The organism is Spirosoma aureum, assembly GCF_011604685.1.
In the GTDB taxonomy this organism is placed as follows: domain Bacteria; phylum Bacteroidota; class Bacteroidia; order Cytophagales; family Spirosomataceae; genus Spirosoma; species Spirosoma aureum.
In genome coordinates, this window is record NZ_CP050063.1 from 4,232,417 (window position 1) to 4,252,128 (window position 19,712).

At 47.5% G+C, this 19,712-nt stretch carries 15 protein-coding genes; 14 read left to right on the top strand and 1 reads right to left on the bottom strand.

Going from position 1 to position 19,712, the window contains the following annotated elements; all coding sequences use genetic code 11:
- Nucleotides 1-2 precede the first annotated feature (2 nt).
- The 9 genes from G8759_RS16715 to G8759_RS16755 all read left to right on the top strand — a co-directional run bounded on the left by G8759_RS16715 (nucleotide 3) and on the right by G8759_RS16755 (nucleotide 11,823).
- Complete coding sequence (locus tag G8759_RS16715; RefSeq protein ID WP_167209881.1) at nucleotides 3-1,526, top strand: SusD/RagB family nutrient-binding outer membrane lipoprotein; 1,524 nt, start codon at nucleotides 3-5, stop codon at nucleotides 1,524-1,526.
- 172 nt (nucleotides 1,527-1,698) lie between these two features.
- A complete protein-coding gene (locus G8759_RS16720) occupies nucleotides 1,699-3,972 on the top strand; it encodes a family 20 glycosylhydrolase (protein ID WP_167209883.1) in 2,274 nt (757 codons plus the stop codon).
- Between the two features lie 62 nt (nucleotides 3,973-4,034).
- Nucleotides 4,035-5,681, top strand: a complete 1,647-nt coding sequence (locus G8759_RS16725; RefSeq protein ID WP_167209885.1) for an alpha-L-fucosidase — start codon at nucleotides 4,035-4,037, stop codon at nucleotides 5,679-5,681.
- Between the two features lie 71 nt (nucleotides 5,682-5,752).
- Nucleotides 5,753-6,226: a RidA family protein gene (locus tag G8759_RS16730; protein ID WP_167209887.1), complete on the top strand. Its 474-nt coding sequence runs from the start codon at nucleotides 5,753-5,755 to the stop codon at nucleotides 6,224-6,226.
- 30 nt (nucleotides 6,227-6,256) lie between these two features.
- Nucleotides 6,257-7,477: an aminotransferase class V-fold PLP-dependent enzyme gene (locus tag G8759_RS16735; RefSeq protein ID WP_167209889.1), complete on the top strand. Its 1,221-nt coding sequence runs from the start codon at nucleotides 6,257-6,259 to the stop codon at nucleotides 7,475-7,477.
- A gap of 49 nt (nucleotides 7,478-7,526) precedes the next feature.
- A complete protein-coding gene (locus G8759_RS16740; RefSeq protein ID WP_167209891.1) occupies nucleotides 7,527-8,810 on the top strand; it encodes an amidohydrolase/deacetylase family metallohydrolase in 1,284 nt (427 codons plus the stop codon).
- Nucleotides 8,811-9,037: 227 nt separating this feature from the next.
- Nucleotides 9,038-9,514: a RidA family protein gene (locus G8759_RS16745; RefSeq protein WP_162386925.1), complete on the top strand. Its 477-nt coding sequence runs from the start codon at nucleotides 9,038-9,040 to the stop codon at nucleotides 9,512-9,514.
- A 3-nt stretch (nucleotides 9,515-9,517) separates the two neighbouring features.
- Nucleotides 9,518-10,633: a D-TA family PLP-dependent enzyme gene (locus G8759_RS16750; RefSeq protein WP_167209893.1), complete on the top strand. Its 1,116-nt coding sequence runs from the start codon at nucleotides 9,518-9,520 to the stop codon at nucleotides 10,631-10,633.
- Nucleotides 10,634-10,752: 119 nt separating this feature from the next.
- Nucleotides 10,753-11,823, top strand: coding sequence for a dipeptidase (locus G8759_RS16755; RefSeq protein ID WP_167209895.1), 1,071 nt, complete (start codon nucleotides 10,753-10,755; stop codon nucleotides 11,821-11,823).
- 63 nt (nucleotides 11,824-11,886) lie between these two features.
- Here G8759_RS16755 and G8759_RS16760 read toward each other — a convergent pair whose 3' ends face one another.
- Complete coding sequence (locus G8759_RS16760) at nucleotides 11,887-12,450, bottom strand: RNA polymerase sigma factor (RefSeq protein ID WP_167209897.1); 564 nt, start codon at nucleotides 12,448-12,450, stop codon at nucleotides 11,887-11,889.
- 242 nt (nucleotides 12,451-12,692) lie between these two features.
- Between G8759_RS16760 and G8759_RS16765 the strand changes: the two genes are divergently transcribed.
- From G8759_RS16765 to G8759_RS16785, 5 genes are all read left to right on the top strand, one after another.
- Nucleotides 12,693-13,232: a heme NO-binding domain-containing protein gene (locus tag G8759_RS16765; protein WP_167209899.1), complete on the top strand. Its 540-nt coding sequence runs from the start codon at nucleotides 12,693-12,695 to the stop codon at nucleotides 13,230-13,232.
- Nucleotides 13,229-16,069 (top strand): PAS domain S-box protein, encoded by a 2,841-nt coding sequence (locus G8759_RS16770; RefSeq protein WP_167209901.1) that lies wholly within the window; start codon nucleotides 13,229-13,231, stop codon nucleotides 16,067-16,069. The genes G8759_RS16765 and G8759_RS16770 overlap by 4 nt, the downstream gene beginning before the upstream one ends.
- 9 nt (nucleotides 16,070-16,078) lie before the next feature.
- Nucleotides 16,079-16,771, top strand: a complete 693-nt coding sequence (locus tag G8759_RS16775; RefSeq protein WP_167209903.1) for a LytR/AlgR family response regulator transcription factor — start codon at nucleotides 16,079-16,081, stop codon at nucleotides 16,769-16,771.
- A gap of 197 nt (nucleotides 16,772-16,968) precedes the next feature.
- Complete coding sequence (locus tag G8759_RS16780) at nucleotides 16,969-18,594, top strand: NADP-dependent glyceraldehyde-3-phosphate dehydrogenase (RefSeq protein ID WP_167209905.1); 1,626 nt, start codon at nucleotides 16,969-16,971, stop codon at nucleotides 18,592-18,594.
- 106 nt (nucleotides 18,595-18,700) lie between these two features.
- Nucleotides 18,701-19,690 carry an ABC transporter ATP-binding protein gene (locus G8759_RS16785; RefSeq protein WP_167209907.1) on the top strand — a complete coding sequence of 330 codons (990 nt, stop codon included), beginning with the start codon at nucleotides 18,701-18,703 and terminating at the stop codon, nucleotides 19,688-19,690.
- Nucleotides 19,691-19,712: the final 22 nt, after the last annotated feature.

Below are 19,712 nucleotides of genomic sequence, written 5' to 3' on the forward strand. Positions count from 1 at the left end.
CAATGAAAAATCGACTCTATAAATTCACCTATTGCCTGGTGGCACTCTGCACCCTGCAAAGTTGCGACAAAGGGCTGGAAGAGCTCAACATTAACCCCGACGCATCCAGTACCGTAAGCCCGGATTTTGTATTCACCAAAGCACAGTACGACGCCGTTGGGAACGTCATTACGGGCTTGCAGGGAACCATGCAATACACAACCAGCTACAATGATGTTGCCAGTTGGGGGTCAAAATACATTTTCAATCAGGGAACCGCGCCCTATACGGTTTTTACTAATGCGTACCCGAACGAAATCAATGAAATAGGGGAGGTAATTCGGGGACTGGAAAAAGATCCGGCGCAGGTGAACAAGCTGGCTATTGCTAAAATATGGCGTGTTTACAGCTTTTCCAAGATTACGGATTTATACGGTGACATTCCGTATTCGCAGGCTGCTTTGGGCTACACGAAAAGTATATTCAAACCAACCTACGACGCGCAGAAGGATATTTACGCCGATATGCTGAGCGAACTGGAGAAAGCCATTGCCTTATTCGACCCAACGAAATCGAGTTTTGGTGCGGCTGATCTGGTCTACGGTGGCGACACGACGAAATGGAAAAAGTTTGCCTATTCACTCATGCTGCGTATGGGTATGCGCATGACGAAACCCGATATGGCGCTGGCTGAAACATGGGTGAAAAAAGCCATTGCGGGAAGCCTGATCACCGACGATGCCGACATGGCCAGGATCACCTATCTTTCCTCCGGTCAGATCATTAACCAGAACCCGCTGGCCTACTGGATGCTGAACAGCGATTACCTGAAAGCCGATGGTGTAAGCAATCCGGAAGGGGGTAAATACTACGACACGTTTATCAATTACCTCAAAAAGACAAACGATCCAAGGCTCCCTGTTTTGTCGGTTGTTTACGTGAATGGTAAGCCCAGCACCGATGTGAGCATTCAGAAAGGAATGCCTGCCAACATACCCAATACCAAACCCGCCGATTTTGTTACCTACTCAGAACCGAACCAGAATACGATTCTGAAGTTGAATTCACCCATGCTGATTCTGAGCAATGCAGAGGTTAACTTCTACCTGGCAGAAGCTGCGGTTCGGGGTTGGTATTCGGCGAAATCGGCGGCAACATTGTACGATCAGGCCATAAAGGCTGCCATGCGGCAATGGGCGTTGTATGGGGCTGATGGGGTAATTCCTCAGGCCAGTATTGATACCTATGCTGCGGCTAATGTGTTGATAACCAGTGCTACGATGGCAAAACAGCTGGAGCAGATCTATACGCAGTTCTGGGTGTCGATTTTTCCTAACTCGCAGGAAGTGTTTCTGAACTGGCGCCGTACGGGTTATCCGGCATTGATTCCTAACAATTATGTCGGGAATATAACGGGCGGGAAAATCTTTCGTCGGATGCTTTATCCGGCTACCGAAGAGAACCTGAACAAAGAGAACTACAACAGTGCCGTTTCCCGGCAGGGAGAAAACAATTTCCTTACCCCAATCTGGCTGGATAAACAGTAGTTTGTTTTTGCACCGTTCTGGTCGTAAGTCTAGATAGTTAATGACAATTATTTGGTGTAGTAGTGAGCAAATGGATGACCCACAAAATCATAATCCCTTTTCTCATGTATAATATTGGCTGGACCGTCTTGAGTCCAGCCAATTTCTCAAATGTAAAATGAACGAAGTATAAATGCGCGTTTCATTAACGATAGTAATCATTCTGCTCAATGCAGGGAATCTGCTCGCCCAGAGTGGACTGATCCCTGAGCCGGTAAGCTATAGTCGGAAATCAGGTGAATTCATACTGACGAAAACTGTAGGGATTTCGCCTGGTTCAGGCGTTTCGAAAGAGACAGTAGCCATCACTCAGGCGCAGATTCGGTCCTGTACGGGTTTATCGCTGGCTATTAAAAAGTCAGAACGTAGCCTTGACCTGCGGGTCGATAGCCTTCAGGTGACACAGTCAGAAGGCTATAGGCTGCAAATCCGGCCCCAGGGAATTAGCTTGACCGGCCACGATGAAGCAGGCTTATTTTACGGTTTACAATCCCTGACCCAACTTTTTTCTCAATCAAAATCTGCAACACTTGCCGCTTGCGACATCAGTGATTACCCCCGATTTTCGTATCGGGGTATGCACCTCGATGTCAGTCGTCATCTGTTTCCAATTGCGTTTATTAAGAAATACATCGACCTGCTGGCGTTGTATAAATTCAATACGTTTCACTGGCACCTGACTGACGATCAGGGCTGGCGGATCGAGATCAAACGATACCCGGAATTGCAGCAGAAAGCCGCTTACCGGACCGAAACGCTCATCGGCCACAAAAAAGAATTGCCACATCGTTTCGATGGGAAGCGTTATGGTGGTTATTACACCCAGGCCGAAGTCAAAGACATTGTTCGGTATGCGACCCAACGCCATGTTACGGTCATTCCTGAAATTGAAATGCCGGGCCATGCGATGGCAGCGTTAAGCGCCTACCCAAAACTAGGCTGTCTCAAGCCCGATGGCCAGGCGGGTGGTCCTTATCAGGCTGCTACGTTCTGGGGGGTATTCGATGAGGTATTCTGCGCCGGGAATGATAGTACGTTTACATTTCTGGAAAACGTACTTGACGAAGTTGTTAGCCTGTTTCCATCAACGTATATCCACATTGGTGGCGACGAATGCCCCAAAACCCGCTGGAAGACCTGCTCAAAATGCCAGGCTCGTATCCAGAAAGAACACCTGAAAGACGAAGACGAACTACAGAGTTATTTTATTCGACGGATCGAACAGCATCTGACTAAAAAAGGCAGGCAGGTGATTGGCTGGGACGAAATTCTGGAAGGGGGACTATCTCCGGGAGCAACAGTTATGAGCTGGCGTGGGATCGAGGGTGGTATTGAGGCTATTCGGCAAAAGCACAATGCTATTATGACGCCCGAAAGTCATGTGTATTTCGACTACTACCAATCGCTCTATCCGGAAGAACCGCTGGCTGCTGCTGGCTATACTCCCTTAAGCAAGGTCTACGGGTATGAGCCTGTTCCTGCCGATCTCCGTGCCGACGAAGCCGTTTACCTGAAAGGCGTTCAGGGCACAGCCTGGAGTGAATATCTGACGAGTCCGGATCAGGCTGAATACATGATTTTTCCGCGGGCTATTGCCGTCGCTGAAATCGGCTGGAGCCAACGGCAGCGTAGGAACTACCCCGATTTTTTACGGCGACTACGGCTACAGGAACCCATGCTGAAACGCCTGAATGTCCACTACACCAATCGCTTCGACGAGCTTACCGACACCGTGACAGTTGACTCAAATGGCACCGTTCAGCTGACTCTTTCGACTACATTGCCCGGCTCGATTATTCGATACACGACCAATGGATCGGCTCCGGTTCCGACGAGTCCAGCCTATACCCAACCACTTTCAATTAAGCAGACCAGCGATGTAAAAGCGGCTGTATTTCAGGGTAATCGGCAGGTAGGCCGGGCGTTTCAAAAAACGCTGACGATCAACAAAGCGACCGGCAAACCCATCACGTTTATAACTGAACCAATGGGCGGTTATCGGCCTTCCAGCCCGTTTGTGGCGGTCAACGGGGTTTCCGGTACGAGTCGTTACAACTCCGGTGAATGGATTGGGTTTCAGGGTAAAGACGCTGCTATACATATTGATTTACAACGGGTTCAGTCCATATCCAGCATAAGCACACACATCCTGAATTACCACTGGCAACGGATGTGGGCACCCGATACGCTTCAGTTCTCGGTATCGGAAGATGGAGAGACATTTCGTGACGTATATCGACACACGCAATTTCCAATCAATGGTATCAATCCGGTACTGGGTACGTTTCCACCGATTCAGGCGCGTTATGTGCGAATACGCGCTACAAACAAAGGGGTAATTCCTGCCGGAGAATACGGCGCAGGAGGGAAGGCCTGGCTACTGCTCGATGAATTCCGGGTTGAGTAAGTGTTTAATGATCGTTTAGTTAAACAGAACTAAATAATCAATTGGTTATAGTTCAAGTAGTTATGAGAATTTTAAGATTCATTGCCTTTCTCGTTCTTACGCTCAGTGCAAGCAATTTAATTGCCCAGATCGGAGCGAATCATAATAAACCACAACGGCAAGAATGGCTGAAAGATGCGGGTTTCGGTATGTTCATTCACTGGAACGTCGATACGCAGCTGGGAATTGTCATTAGTCATTCGCTGGTCGGGGCGTCGCCCGAGTACATAGACCGATACATCAACGAATTACCCAAAACCTTCAATCCAAAGGATTGGGACCCGGAACGGCTGGTAATACTGGCCAAAAACGCGGGCATGAAATACATCATGTTCACGACGAAGCACCATGCTGGGTTCTGTATGTGGGATACCAAAACCACTGATTTTGGGGTGATGAACACGCCCTACAAAAAAGACATTGTTCGCCAGTATGTCGATGCCTGCCGAAAGTGGGGACTGGCTGTTGGGTTTTATTACTCACCGGAAGATTTCTCATTTGCATATCGCAATGGCATGAAAGACATCACCCGCGACGATCACTGGGAAAAAGCCAGACCCTTTCAGACTAAATATAAACAGTTCGTGGAGGCTCAGTGTCAGGAGCTAATGACCAACTATGGGCCAGTTGATCTGTTCTTTATCGATAGCGACGTATTGCGGGAAGAAGTGAAAGCTGTCGTCTGGAAATACCAGCCCAACTGCCTGATCACTCGTGGAGTACTCGAAACGCCTGAGCAATACCTCCCCGGTGAAACACTAACGACTGCCTGGGAAAGCTGCATGACCATGGGAACGGACTGGAGCTACAAACCCACCAACGATCATTATAAATCCGGAACCGAACTGATCAACATTCTGATCGAATCAAGGGCCAAGGGCGGATCGTACCTGCTCAACATTGGGCCTACGCAGTGGGGGGATCTGAACGAAGGCCAACAGGGGCGGCTGATGGAAATTGGAGCCTGGCATTTTATCAACCAGGAGGCTGTCCATAACGTGCGGCCCTGGATTGTCCGGAATGAAGGCGATATCTGGTTGACAAAACAGAAGGACGAAAATACGGTGTATGCTTACCTCACTAATATGCCCGACTGGCCTCGTGGTGAACGCCGGACATTCCTGCTCAAATCATTGAAAGCAACCCCGTCAACGGAAATAAGCGTGTTGGGGCAAACGGGTAATGTTGTTGAATACCAGTCCACAAATGATGGCAAGGCTCGCTTCGAGCAAACGCCCGAAGGACTCCGGATTTCGGTCGTTCGGGCCCAGCGAATTTATAACAATCACAAATGGCCGAACCCCATCGTCGTAAAATTGAAGAACATCGAGGCTGCTATTGAGCCCGCTCATTTTAAAACGGTTAAAGCAGAAAAAACGCCGGATGGTAATCTGAGACTAACAGCAGAAGTAAGCACGCTGGGAAACGGAAAAAGATACAGGATAGGATTCGAGTATCGGCCTGTTCAAAGCTCGCTGAATGAGGAATTTAATCAGAAATGGACGGAAACCGATGTGTATCCAATCCTGCAACCCTGTGAGAAGACGCTTGAAATCGTAAGTAGTAACATCAAAACGTACGACGAAATCGAGTACCGGTCCATCCTGTACCAGGATGGTCTGAAGATTGAAGGTAATACGCAGAAAATTAGCAAGTTGCGACTGGATTGAAAGCCAGTGGTAGCCAATTTGCCACCCGCAGAACCACAGTAAATCATAATATAAACGCTCCAGATCCGCTCATGAAAGCACAACGCAGATCCATTTTAAAACGTCTTTTCGCTTCCGTTGCCGGTGTTGCCGGACTAAGTGTAACGACCAAAGCCTCCACCGAACAGATCTCCGCGGAGTTAACGGCTACTAAAGAAGTCTTCAACGTGGTGACTCAGGACGATGTTCCGCTGTTTTCGGGTTCAACCAAGCTTGGTAATCTGGTATTTGTGGCTGGTAAAGGCTATCACAAAGAAGGAGATATTAAAGTCCACACCGATGAAGTTCTCAAAGAGTTGGAAAAAGAGTTGATCAAGGCAGGTTCCTCCATGGAAAAAGTGCTGAAAGTGAGCGTGTTTCTGCATGATCTGAACGATTACAAAGGGATGAATGAAGTCTACAAAGGTCGTTTTGGCAGCAAGCCACCTGTGCGTACAACGGTAGCCGTTTATGGCGGTGTTCCGGGCGATTCACTGGTTGAAATGGATTGCATTGCCTATATCTAAAATCATTCTTCCTCATACTTTTCTACTCAAATGTTAAGCAGACGAAAACTCATCAAGCGTTTGTCGAGCGTTCCGCTCGTGAGCGGATTGGCTGTCGGCGGTTTTCCGTTACAGTCGCCAGAAACTACACCAGCCACTCCCAAACGCGACCTGTTTAAGGAACTGGGGGTGCGAACCTTTATCAATGCGGCCGGTACCCTCACCTATATGACCGGCTCGCTTATGCACGACGAAGTGCTGGATGCCATTAACGGCGGAGCTAAAGAATTTTGCCTTCTCGATGAGATTCAGGATAAAGTAGGTGCCAAAATCGCGCAGATGGTACATGCTGAAGCGGCTGTTGTAACGTCAGGTGCTTTCGCAGGAATGACCCTTGGACTGGCTGGTATTCTGACCGGTATGGACCAGAAAAAAGTTGAGAAATTACCCCATCTGGAAGGAACCGGTATGAAAACCGAAGTCATCTGCCAGAAAGCCCATGATATCGTATATAACCACGCGCTGATAAATACAGGTTGCAAAATAGTAGTGGTAGAAACTGCGGAAGACGTTGAAAAGGCCATTAATGAAAAAACGGCGCTGATGCACTTTCTACACATCGAAGCCGACAAAGGCAAGATCATGCACGAAGAATGGGTAGCGCTGGGCAGGAAGCATAACATTCCAACATCCATTGACATTGCCGCTGATGTGCCGCCCGTTGAAAACCTATGGCGCTTCAACGATATGGGCTTCAGCTTTGTGGTAATATCGGGCGGCAAAGCCATGAGAGGGCCACAAAGTGCCGGTATTCTGATGGGTAAAAAAGATATCATTTCGGCGGCTCGTCTCCACATGCCACCCCGTGGTTTTAACATCGGCCGGGGAATGAAAGTGAATAAAGAGGAGATTCTGGGGATGTATATTGCCCTCGAAAAATTTATCAACGAAGACCACGACAAGGTTTGGAAAGCCTGGGAAGAAAGTACCGCTCACATTGAAAATACGGTCAAAACGGTCAATGGTGTTCAGGTCGAGGTACACGTGCCCCCACTCGGCAACCACACCCCGACGCTACGGATTTCCTGGGACCCCGGTAAACTGCATATCACGGGTAAAGATCTTCAGGAAGCCCTGCGGAAAGGTGATCCATCGATCGAAGTTGGCGGTGGCGGACCCAGCAACATAGGGGTAACTGTCTGGATGATGAAACCCGGTCAGGAAAAAATCGTAGCCAGGCGGATAAAGGAAGAGCTTTCTAAAGCTGCTTAACCAGTATCCGTATCAGAAAATAGATATTCCAATCCGCAATGATTTGGTAGTGAGGAAAATACAGTTTTTACTTTTTGTGATCATCAGCTCGTTGGGCAGGCTGGCTTATGCCCAAACGACCAGTATTGTGATCAAGGGGGGGCATGTTATTGACCCTAAGAACAACCTTAATGAGGTGCTGGACATTGCCATACTGGATGGTAAAATCAGCCAGATTGGTAAAAACCTGGACACCAAAGGGGCTGATCAGGTTGTCGATGCCAGGGGATTGTATGTTACGCCGGGACTGATCGATATACATACCCACGTTTTTTTTGGGACCAATCTGGACCAGGCATACAGCAATGGACCCAACGCGCTGCCCCCCGATGGGTTCACGTTTCGCAACGGAGTGACAACCATTGTCGATGCGGGTAGTGCTGGCTGGCGCGATTTCGAAACGTTCAAGAAACAAACGATCGACCGTTCGCAAACGCGGGTGCTGGCCATGCTCAATATCGTTGGGAGTGGTATGCGGGGCGGCAAATTCGAACAGAATATCGAGGATATGGATGCCAGCCAGACAGCGGCTATGGCGAAGCAGTATCCCGACTGGATAGTCGGTGTGAAGTTGGCGCACTATAACGGCTATAACTGGACACCAACTGAACGCACTGTCGAAGCCGGGAAACTGGCTAATCTGCCGGTTATGATTGATTTTGGGGGCAGTACGCCCACACTGTCACTTGAAGACCTGTTTCTGAAATACCTTCGACCGGGCGACATTTACACGCACTGTTTTGGGCAATTAAAGTCACGTGAGCCAATTCTGGATGTGACAACCAACAAAATCAAACCATTCGTCTGGGATGCAAAGAAGAAAGGAATCCGCTTCGATGTAGGTTATGGAGGCCTTAGTTTCGCGTTTTCACAGGCTATTCCAGCCCTGAAAAGTGGCTTTTATCCAAACACGATCAGTACGGATATTCATAACGGAAGCATGAACAATGCCATGAAAGACATGCTGAATGTGATGTCGAAATTTATGGCTATGGGAATGGATTTGCCGGCTGTCATCAAAGCGAGTACCTGGAACCCTGCTCAGGTCATCCGACGCCCTGAGTTAGGTCATTTATCGGTCGGTTCGGTCGCTGATGTTGCCATTCTAAACATTCGTGGCGGAAAATTCGAGGTGCGCGATACGGGTTATTTCGGTTTCTTTGACTACACGGGCCACAAGATTGAAGGTAAGCAAAAGCTGGAATGCGAAATGACCATTCGAAAGGGTAAAATTGTTTATGATCTTGATGGTATTGCCAGTCCGGTTGTTGTTACGCAAAAGCCACGCTCGTAAGTGCCATTCCTGAATAAAGTCGCCTGGAGAAACCAACGGATTAACTGATTTAAAATCAATAATTTAAAATGCAGGGTTCTTTGAAGCTTCATGTTCGCTGGGTGGAATAGCGTAAGTAAGGAATATTTTAATTTAAATTTGGACGATACAAACCGGTCCTGACCGTTGTCTCTCTGAAGGGGGGATTTTCTCCTCAATCATTTCGTTTAACATTCGTTCGATTCATTATGCAAGCTGACGTATTGACCCCTGAAATAGCCTTTGCGCAAACCGGTCTCTCGTTGCCCCCCGCTCCTCAGCCGTTGGGCGTTTATAAACCGTATCTCATTGACGGGAAATACCTGTATATCTCGGGCCACGGTCCGGTTCGGGACGATAAAAGCCTTATTATTGGCCGTATTGGTGCTGATCTGGATATTGAGCAGGGAAAATTAGCCGCCCGGCAGGTAGGATTAGCCATCTTATCGACAATTAAAACCCACTTAGGTAGTCTCGATCGGGTGAAGCGCGTCATTAAAGTGTTGGGTATGGTCAACTGTGTAGCCGAATTTGAGCGTCATCCGTACGTCATCAATGGCTGTAGCGAATTGTTTGCCGAAGTATGGGGAACCGAAAATGGAATTGGCGTTCGATCGGCCGTGGGTATGGGGTCACTTCCCGACAATATTCCGGTTGAAGTTGAGGCATTATTTGAACTGGCCTGATCAATGCAACAAACCCCTTGGTACTGGATTGACGATGTTTCGCATCTCGATACGCCTGCATTGGTGCTGTACCCCGACCGGGTGCAACAGAATATTGCGTTGCTGATCAAGTCTATTGACGACATTAACCGGCTGCGCCCACACGTAAAGACGCACAAATCGCGCGAAGCCACCCGACTGATGCTGGAAGCGGGTATCCGCAAGTTCAAGTGTGCGACGATTGCCGAAGCCGAAATGCTGGCGTTGTGCGGGGCTCCGGATATTCTCTTGGCCTATCAACCCAATGGTGCTAAAATGCATCGGCTGCTGGTGTTGATGAAAGACTATCCAACGATTCAGTTTGCCTGTCTGGTCGATAATCTGATAACGGGTCGTCTGCTTTCAGAACTGGCCGTATCGGCCGGGTTGATCGTGCCGGTTTATATCGACCTGAACGTGGGCATGAACCGGACAGGTATCGCACCAACTGACGAGGTACTTACGCTCTATGCCGAACTCGACCAGTTGGAAGGCGTTCAGCCTGTCGGCTTGCATGCGTATGATGGCCACCTTCGTAACCCGGATTTCGCCGTTCGTACCGCCGATTGCGATGCCGCTTTTGCCCCCGTACAACAACTAAGTGATGCGCTGACAGCTCGTGGTTTTCCACAACCCACTATTGTAATTGGCGGAAGCCCGACTTTCCCGATTCATGCCAAAAGACCGGGTGTTGACTGTAGCCCCGGAACCTTCATTTACTGGGATAAAGGCTACCAGACCGGCTTACCTGAACAACCGTTTCTGACGGCCGCGCTCGTTGTGGCACGGGTAATTTCATTGCCCGACGCCACTAAAGTTTGCCTGGATATAGGCCACAAATCAGTTGCAGCAGAGGGCGATCTAACGCAACGCGTCACGTTTCTGAACGCACCCGAATTGAAAGCAATTGGCCAGAGCGAAGAACACCTGGTTGTTGAAGCGGGCCCGGATCATGCTTATCAGATCGGTGACGTGTTGTATGGATTACCCAATCATATATGCCCAACGGTTGCGCTTTACGAGCGAGCTTATGCCATCGAAAACGGAACCGTTACAAACGAATGGCTGACCATTGCCAGAGATCGAATGATTTCAGTATAGTATTTTTCAGTATACGCTTTGTCGTTTTTGTGGCCTTTACATTGGATTGTATACCAGTGCATTACGGAGTCGCAGGATAGGCAAATCGAATACGATCAACCCATTTCTTCCTCCATATAATGTTTACAATTGATGCCCACCTTGACCTGAGTATGAACGCGATGGAGTGGAATCGAGACCTCCGCCAGCCAGTCGGGCGATTGCGCGAACGCGAACAGGGTATGACCGATAAGCCTGACCGGGCGAAGGCGACGGTTTCGCTCCCCGACCTTCGTCGTGGCAATATTGGTCTGGTGGTGGCAACACAGATTGCCCGCTTCGTTGCACCCGGCAATCCTTTGCCGGGCTGGCAATCACCGGAGCAGGCCTGGGCACAGACGCAAGGCCAGCAGATCTGGTATAAAACGATGGAAGAAGCGGGCGAAATGGTTCAAATCCGCGATCTGACGAGCCTGGAAAATCACCTGACCCTTTGGAATGACGGTACACCGAATGACCAGAAACCAGTTGGTTACATTCTGAGTCTGGAGGGTGCCGATTCGATCGTTACGCCAGCCTACGTTGAGCGGGCCTATGCGTATGGGTTGCGGGCCATCGGGCCAGCGCACTATGGTCCCGGTCGCTATGCGCAGGGTACTGATGCATCGGGTTTCATGGGGGCCGCCGGACAGGCACTGCTCAGTGAGATGGAACGCTTTAATATCATTCTGGACGCGACCCATTTGTGCGACGATAGTTTCTGGGAGGCACTGGATTATTTCAATGGGCCGATTTGGGCCAGTCATAACAACTGCCGCGCTCTGGTCAACCATAATCGTCAGTTCAGCGACGAACAAATTCGGGAACTCATCGTGCGCGATGCGGTCATTGGCGGGGCGCTGGATGCCTGGATGATGGTGCCCAACTGGGTACGGGGCCAATCGACACCCGAAGGTATGAATTGTAAATTAGCCGTTATGATCGACCATCTCGATCATATTTGTCAGATTGCAGGTAATGCCAATCACATCGGTATCGGTTCTGATCTGGATGGTGCATTCGGGAAAGAACAATGCCCCTACGATTTGGAAACCATAGCCGATCTTCAGAAAATCCCTGATTTATTACGTCAGCGTGGCTATACGGAAGAAGACGTGGCAAAAGTTATGCATGGTAACTGGCTACGTTTTCTGAGGAAAGCATGGCGTTGATTTATGTAGAGACGCAAGTGAACGTAAACGATCCACTATGCGGTACTGCGTCTCTACGCTTTATTAATCGGCAAATATGGTTGCTCCACATAATTGCCTGACTTTATCCCGTGAGCGTTTCAGCCGCATTTTCACGGCACTATCCTTCAATTGAAGCAGGTTGGCAATTTGCCGTATATCCATATCGTCCTGATATTTCAATCGCAAAATCATCGCTTCTTCCTCTGAGAGTGATTTCATAGCCCGCGAGAGCTGTTGCATACTGTATTCCAGATCAACAGGTTCGTCAGTACTGATTGCATGAGTATCAGACTCTTCATCTTCCACCTCCAGCGCTGTCATGGTTAACCGATTGCCCAATCGGAGCTGATCCATACAATAGTTATAGGAGATCGAGTAGAGCCAGGTCGAAAACGTTGACCGTTCTTCAAAACGATCAAGGTGCGAAAACATCTTGATGAAAATATCGTGGGTAAAATCCTGTGCTTTCTCGGAGTCTTTGGTTAATGAATAACACCGATTGTAGACTTTATTGACGTAACGATTGTAGAGGGTTTCAAAGCAATCATTAGGGCTTGAGGTAAGGTATTGCCGGATTACCTCTTCATCATTCAGTTTAAGGTTCATGATACTGTACAAGTGTGAAGAATAGAAACAGAGATTTATGTCACTTTTTGTCTGCTGACGATGTAAAGTTGTCCCTGTTATCTGTCTTTATGCACCATATTTCGATGAACTGTAAGTTTCACCCGTTTTTTGGTAAAAATTGAGATTTACAGTTTCTATTAGCCATTCTTTTTATACGAATAATAGTATATTTGTTACCAAAATTTTATTTCATATTACAATATATATAATTGATAATTTCAATGAAAGGAATTGTATTTACCGAGTTTTTAGAGATGATTGAGGAGAAGTTCGACTATAAATTAGTAGATCAATTGCTGACAGAGAGTGACCTTCCTTCGGGTGGAACCTATACGGCTATCGGTACTTACGATCACCTCGAAATGGTCACATTAGTTAGTAAACTGAGCGAACACACGCACATTCCAGTACCTGAATTACTCCAATCTTATGGTCGGTACATGTTTATAACCTTCACAAAAAGTTACCGGCCTTTCGTCGATCGATCCGATTCGGCGTTTAGCCTTCTTAACTCCATTCAGCATTATATTCATGTGGAAGTAAAAAAAATATATCCAGACGCTGAATTGCCTCATTTTACGGTCGAACAACCAACCGAGAATCATTTGCGAATGTACTATGAGTCTGAGCGAAAACTGTCGGATTTTGCGTATGGACTGATCGACGGCTGTTTAACTTATTTTGGCGAAAAGGCAACCATCACGAAAACGAATCTCACAGACGACGGTAGTCATGTACTTTTTGATATTGTGAAGGAATGACACAAACAGGTGATGCCGATTTATTTAAAAGGCGTTTTGAACGCGAGAAAGCTGCCCGAACTCAGGCTGAAGTTATTTTAGAAAAAAAAGCGCTTGAGCTTTACGATGCTAATGAACAGCTTAAGCACTTAAATGAAAATCTTGAACAACAAATTCGGGATAAACTGGCTGAACTTCGTGAGAGTGAACAGCGCTATCGTCAGCTCATCGAGTCCGTTCAGGATATCATTTATAAGATTGGGCCCGATGGTGTTTTTACCTTTGTCAGCTCTGTCGTTGAAAAGCTGCTGGGCTATACCGAACAGGAGTTTGTCGGTAAGCATTTTACTGATTTTGTAGCGCCTGGCTATCGAAAGCAACTCGTCGAGTTTTATCAAACGATGCTGCTTGAGCGGCTGGATAGTACCTATACGGAGTTTCCGGTGGTTGCCAAAGATGGGCATATTGTCTGGATCGGCCAAACAGTTCGATCGATTAATAACAACGACGAAATCAGCGAACTCGTGGCTGTAGCACGCGATGTGTCCGATCGTAAACAGGCAGAAATAGAATTACAAACCACTCAAACCCGGCTCTCGACGCTGATAACCAGCCTGCAATCGGGGGTGCTCGTTAAAGATGAACAACGACGTGTCATTCTGGTCAATCAGTTGTTTTGCGACATTTTTGAGGTTAAAGAAAGTCCGCAACAATTGATCGGGCTCGATTACTCCCAATCGGCCGAGCAATTCAAATATTTGATGGTAGATCCGGATGGGTTTGTTCGGCAGATCGAACAACTGGTTCAGAATCGACAGGCAACGGCCGGTGAGGAAATCAGGATGGTGAATGGCCGTATTCTGGAGCGGGATTATGTGCCTATTTATTTCGGTGAGGAATTTATGGGGCACCTGTGGAAATATAGTGATGTCACCGAAAAATACCTGGCGCGTGAACGTATTCGCCGAAGTGAAGAAAAGTACCGGGGTATTATGAATAATATGGAACTCGGGTTGCTGGAGGTCGACAATGAGCAGACGATTATTCGATCCTACGAGCGGTTCTGTAAGATGATCGGCTATACCGAGAACGAACTGATTGGTAAAAAAGCCGATAAGTTTCTAGTTGCTCCTGAATTTACTACGGTAATCAGCCAACAGCAACGCGAGCGGCAGCAGGGAAATGCAGGTTCCTATGAATTACAGCTTGTGAAACAGGATGGTAGTCGGATCTGGGTGCTGGTTAGTGGTGTTCCCATTCTGGATGAGGAGGGCACGATCGTTGGTTCGATGGGGATTCACTATGATCTGACCGAACGTAAGCAGCTTGAAGAGGAACTGGCGAAGGCCAAGCAAATTGCCGACGATGCCCGGCAGGCCGAAAAGCAGTTTCTGGCCAACATGAGCCACGAGATCAGAACACCCCTCAATGCCATCATTGGGATGTCACACCTGTTATTTGATACACAGCCAAGCCGTCAACAGCGAGAGTACATTGATATTCTGAAAACGTCTGCTGATTTTTTGCATAGCCTAATCTCCGATTTGCTGGATATGACCAAAATAGAAGCCGGTCGCATTGAGGTATATGCCCGACCATTTGATCTGGGGGGCCTGCTCAGAGCTGTTCAGAAAGTGTTCGAAATGAAAATTCAGGGCCGCCCGATCGATATTGACGTGATGCTCGATGCGCGAATCACTGATAATTTTATTGGGGATGATGTCATGTTGAACCAGATATTGATGAATCTGGTTGGAAACGCTGAAAAATTTACCGAAGAAGGAAGTATCCAGATTACAGCACGGATCAGAAAGCAGGATGAATCAACTTACTGGATCGAATTTACGGTCGCTGATACTGGTATAGGTATTCCGGAGGAAAAGCTGGAGGTAGTGTTCCAGAAATTCAAGCAGGTAAATCCACAGGGGCATAAGCACAAAGGAACCGGACTGGGGCTTGCCATAACGAAGGAACTGGTTGAAATTCAGGGTGGTACTATTTCGGTGAAAAGCCGGGAGGGAGAAGGAAGCCAGTTTACATTTATGCTCCCATTTCGCAAAGGCGATGCATTGGCTGAACCCGGACTGCCCGCAATCGGAGATGTCTCGATGGGTGATGAATTAAAGGTATGCCATATTCTGGTTGTTGAGGATAACCTCATGAATCAGAAATACATAAGCAGCCTGCTTACAAAATGGAATATGCCCTATACGCTGGCACTGGATGGTAAACAAGCCGTTGAAGAAGCTAAAAAACAGCGATTTGATATTATTCTGATGGATATTCAGATGCCCATTATGAATGGTTATGAAGCAACGGTTGCCATCAGAAGTACGCATAATCCCAATCAGCATATACCAATTATCGCTTTAACCGCATCGGCCATGCTCGATCATAAAAATATAGCTCTGGAGGCAGGTATGAATGATTTCCTGACCAAACCTTTTGAGCCTGCACAGCTTCGTGATTTACTACAGCGGTTTGCGCCCGCCGAGCTTCAGGCCGATGCCGAAAATATAATCGATCGGGAGCGTTTAACGCTTTTATACGGAACAGACACCGCCTACGCAGCCGAAATGTTCTCCACCTTTCTGACAGATATAGTCCCTGAAATCAATGAACTACCAACATTGTGCCTGGAGCAGAACCGTACTCAATTATCACGAAAAGTCCACAAACTAAAACCGACCTTTGGCATGGTCGGTTTGTCGATACTTGAAGAAAAAATGGTTCAATTGGAAAAGATAATAAAGCAAGGATCTGAAAATGCAATATTGCAAATATATTGTAACGATATTGTTGTAAAAACTAATGAAATGATTCCTGTTTTGAAAGAAGAAGCACAAAAGCTATCTTAGTTATAGACTATGGTTTTGACCTGTATTATTGTTGAAGATGAACTGATGTCGCGCAAGTCGTTGCAACGACTTTGTGAACAACACGGTTCATTAGAAGTTTTGGGTGCTTTTGACAGCGCCACCACAGCATTGGATTTTCTGGCTGAACAAATGGTCGATTTGATTTGGCTGGATATTGAATTGCCAGGCTTAACCGGTTTTGAGATGCTGGAAAAGCTGCCGTCGATCCCGTTTGTGGTTTTAACGACCAGTAAAACCGAATACGCTTTCGACGCCTTTCAATACCAGGTGACCGACTACCTTAAAAAACCAATTACGCTCCCCCGTTTCAATATAGCCGTTGAGAAAGTATTGGAACTCAATAGTCGCACTAAACCAAATTCAGCCATTGGGCGACAGGAGATATACATTAAGTCTGAGGGACGATATATTCGACTGCCGTTTGATACAATCTCTTACATCGAAAACACAGGTGACTATGTAAAAATTTTTACTCCTACACAGACGCATATTGTTTATACGACAATGAAGTACCTGGAAGAAAAACTAGGCAGCCAGTTTCTTCGCGTACACCGCTCCTTTATCGTTCATCTGGATAAGATCGTTGATATTGAAGAAAATACACTGGTAATCAGCAATAAAGTGATTCCGATCAGTCGTGCCAATAAATCAGAATTGATGAATCGACTTAATCTGTTATGAACATACTGCCAGAATAAACGGGTAATCTGGGAGTTAGGGAAATTTTCTGTACACCCGAATTGATCACAAAATCAGGATCGTTTTTAGCTCTACTATCGACTCAGAAATATATTCACTGCTTATTTTATTGGCTACCGGGTTGGAATTCATTCCGCGAATAGCGACGTTTGCCGCCGTTCTCCTTTCAATCTATTTTTATGAATGATTCTCAGCTAGCCAGTCTTTTTCCGTCGAATGAGTCGGCCATTCCGGCCGACTACCGTATTGAACCGATTCACCAGCGCGAATACCTGATTAATGGAGAAATGCGCCACTGGAGTGGTCCCGTTTCGGAGGTTTACTCGCCCATCTGTATACCCGCCGAAGGGGGTACCCTACAACGTGTGCTTGTTGGTAGTTTCCCGGTCACGACCGACAAGGAAGCGCTCGAAGCTTTAGAATCGGCTGTCAATGCCTATGACAACGGTAGGGGAGAGTGGCCAACCATGTCCATCGAGGGACGTGTTCGGTGCATGGAAACCTTCATCGGCAAAATGCTGGAAAAGCGGCAGCTGGTGATTAATTTGATGATGTGGGAGATTGGCAAGAATTTGGCCGACTCGACTAAGGAATTTGATCGGACGGTCAAATACATCTACGATACCATCGATGCACTCAAAAATATCGATCGCGCAAGCTCCCGATTTCGCATTGAAGAAGGAATTATTGGGCAAATCCGGCGGTCTCCGCTTGGTGTCGTGTTGGCCATGGGGCCGTTTAATTACCCGCTTAATGAGACGTATACAACGCTCATTCCAAGCATTCTGATGGGGAACACCATTCTGTTTAAGACGCCTAAACACGGTTCCCTGCTGCACTATCCGTTACTGGAAGCTTTCCGTACGAGCTTTCCCAAAGGTGTAGTTAACTCGCTCTATGGTCGTGGAGCCAATGTGATTCCGCCCGTTATGAAGTCGGGTAAGATAAATGTGCTGACGCTGATTGGCTCTAGCCGTGTAGCCGATGAACTACAGCGGTTCCATCCGAAGCTCAACCGACTCCGGTCGGTAATGAGTCTGGATGCTAAAAATGCGGCAATTATTCTGCCCGATGCCGATCTGGATGTGGCCGTAAAAGAATGTCTGCTTGGATCGCTTTCGTTTAATGGTCAGCGGTGCACAGCCATTAAAATCATCTGGGTACACCGTTCAGTTGCCGACGAGTTTCTGCGTCGCTTCGGACCGGAAGTGAGTAAGTTGAAACCAGGAATGCCGTGGGATGTTGGTGCTCAAATAACGCCTTTGCCTGAACCCAGCAAACCTGATTATCTGGCTGAGTGTATTCGTGAAGCGCAAGCCGGAGGGGCTTCAGTCATAAATGAAGGTGGTGGACAGGTTGCCGGATCGCTGTTCAAGCCCGCCGTTGTTTACCCTGTTCTGGAAGGAATGAAACTGTATCGTGAAGAACAGTTTGGCCCCGTTGTTCCCGTAATACCGTTCGATTCGATTGAGGAGCCCATCAACTACATCATTACTGCCGACTATGGCCAGCAGGTGAGTGTTTTTGGAACCGACACCGATCAGATTGCTGAGCTGATCGACCCGCTTGTTAACCAGGTAAGCCGTGTCAATATTAATGCTCAATGCCAGCGCGGGCCGGATACATTTCCATTTACAGGGCGCAAAGATTCGGCCGAAGGAACGCTGTCTGTTGAGGATGCCTTACGATCGTTTTCTATCCGAACGGTGGTCGCAACCAAAGATACGGTTTCCAATAAAGAGATACTGAATGATATTATTAGTGAGCATAAGTCGAAATTTCTGTCAACAAATTTTATCTTTTAGAATTTGTTTGAAACCACAGGCCATTTTCGGTTGAAAAACGACTGGGTCATTTGGCCCGGTCGTTTGTTTTTTGGTTATTGCCAGCTTATAAAACGTTTACCTACGATTGCTCGAAGCACATAAACTCACCAAATTATTTGGCCCGATAGCAGCTGTTCATGGCGTATCACTGAAGCTTGAACCGGGAAATGTTATGGCACTTGTTGGGGCCAGCGGTTCCGGAAAAAGTACCTTATTGAGTATGTTAGCTGGCCTGACAGATGCCGACGAGGGCGAAGTCCGGCTCAATGGTGAACGGGTGCCGGGGCCATCGGAGGTACTGGTTCCTGGTCATGCAGATATCCGGCTTGTTCATCAGGAATATCAACTCATGCCGAATGTTTCGGTTCGCGAAAATATTACCTATGCACTGCGCTTTTTTGAGAAAAGTTACCGTGAATTTCGGGTCGATGAACTGTTGAAGCTCTGCCGGTTGACGGAAGTACAGGATCGTTTACCGCGCCAGGTTTCAGGTGGCGAAAAACAGCGTACGGCCATTGCCCGCGCGATTGCTGATAAGCCCGCCATATTGCTTCTTGATGAACCGTTCAGCCATCTTGATTTACCCAACCGACTCATCTTTCGCGATCTGCTAGTTGACCTGGTTCGGCATGAAAACACAGCCTGTCTTTTGGTTACCCACGATACCAGCGATGCACTATCAACTGCCAATTCGTTAGGAATTCTGCGCGATGGCCGTTTGGTTCAATTCGGATCGCCGAAAGAGGTTTACCGGCGACCAGCAACAGCATATGCCGCCCGAATGACGGGGCCAGTCAATATTTTGAAAGCAAAGCACCTGCCCACACTAGGCTTGTCCGGAGTCGATAATCCCGAAGCCTTATTGTGCCTGCGTCCGGAGCAGATTCAACTGGATGATACGGGCCTGCAAGGGACAATTCGAGCCTTATTTTTTAAGGGTAGCCATTACGAAATAGACGTAGAACTGTCGCGTTATGTTTGCCTGCGTATGCTATCCACCCGCGATGACCTACAGGTTGGCCAGCTTATAGGAGTCAAAATAGCTGGCGAATCTATCTGGAAACTCCAACGCTAACTTTTACTAACCCAGATCGTTT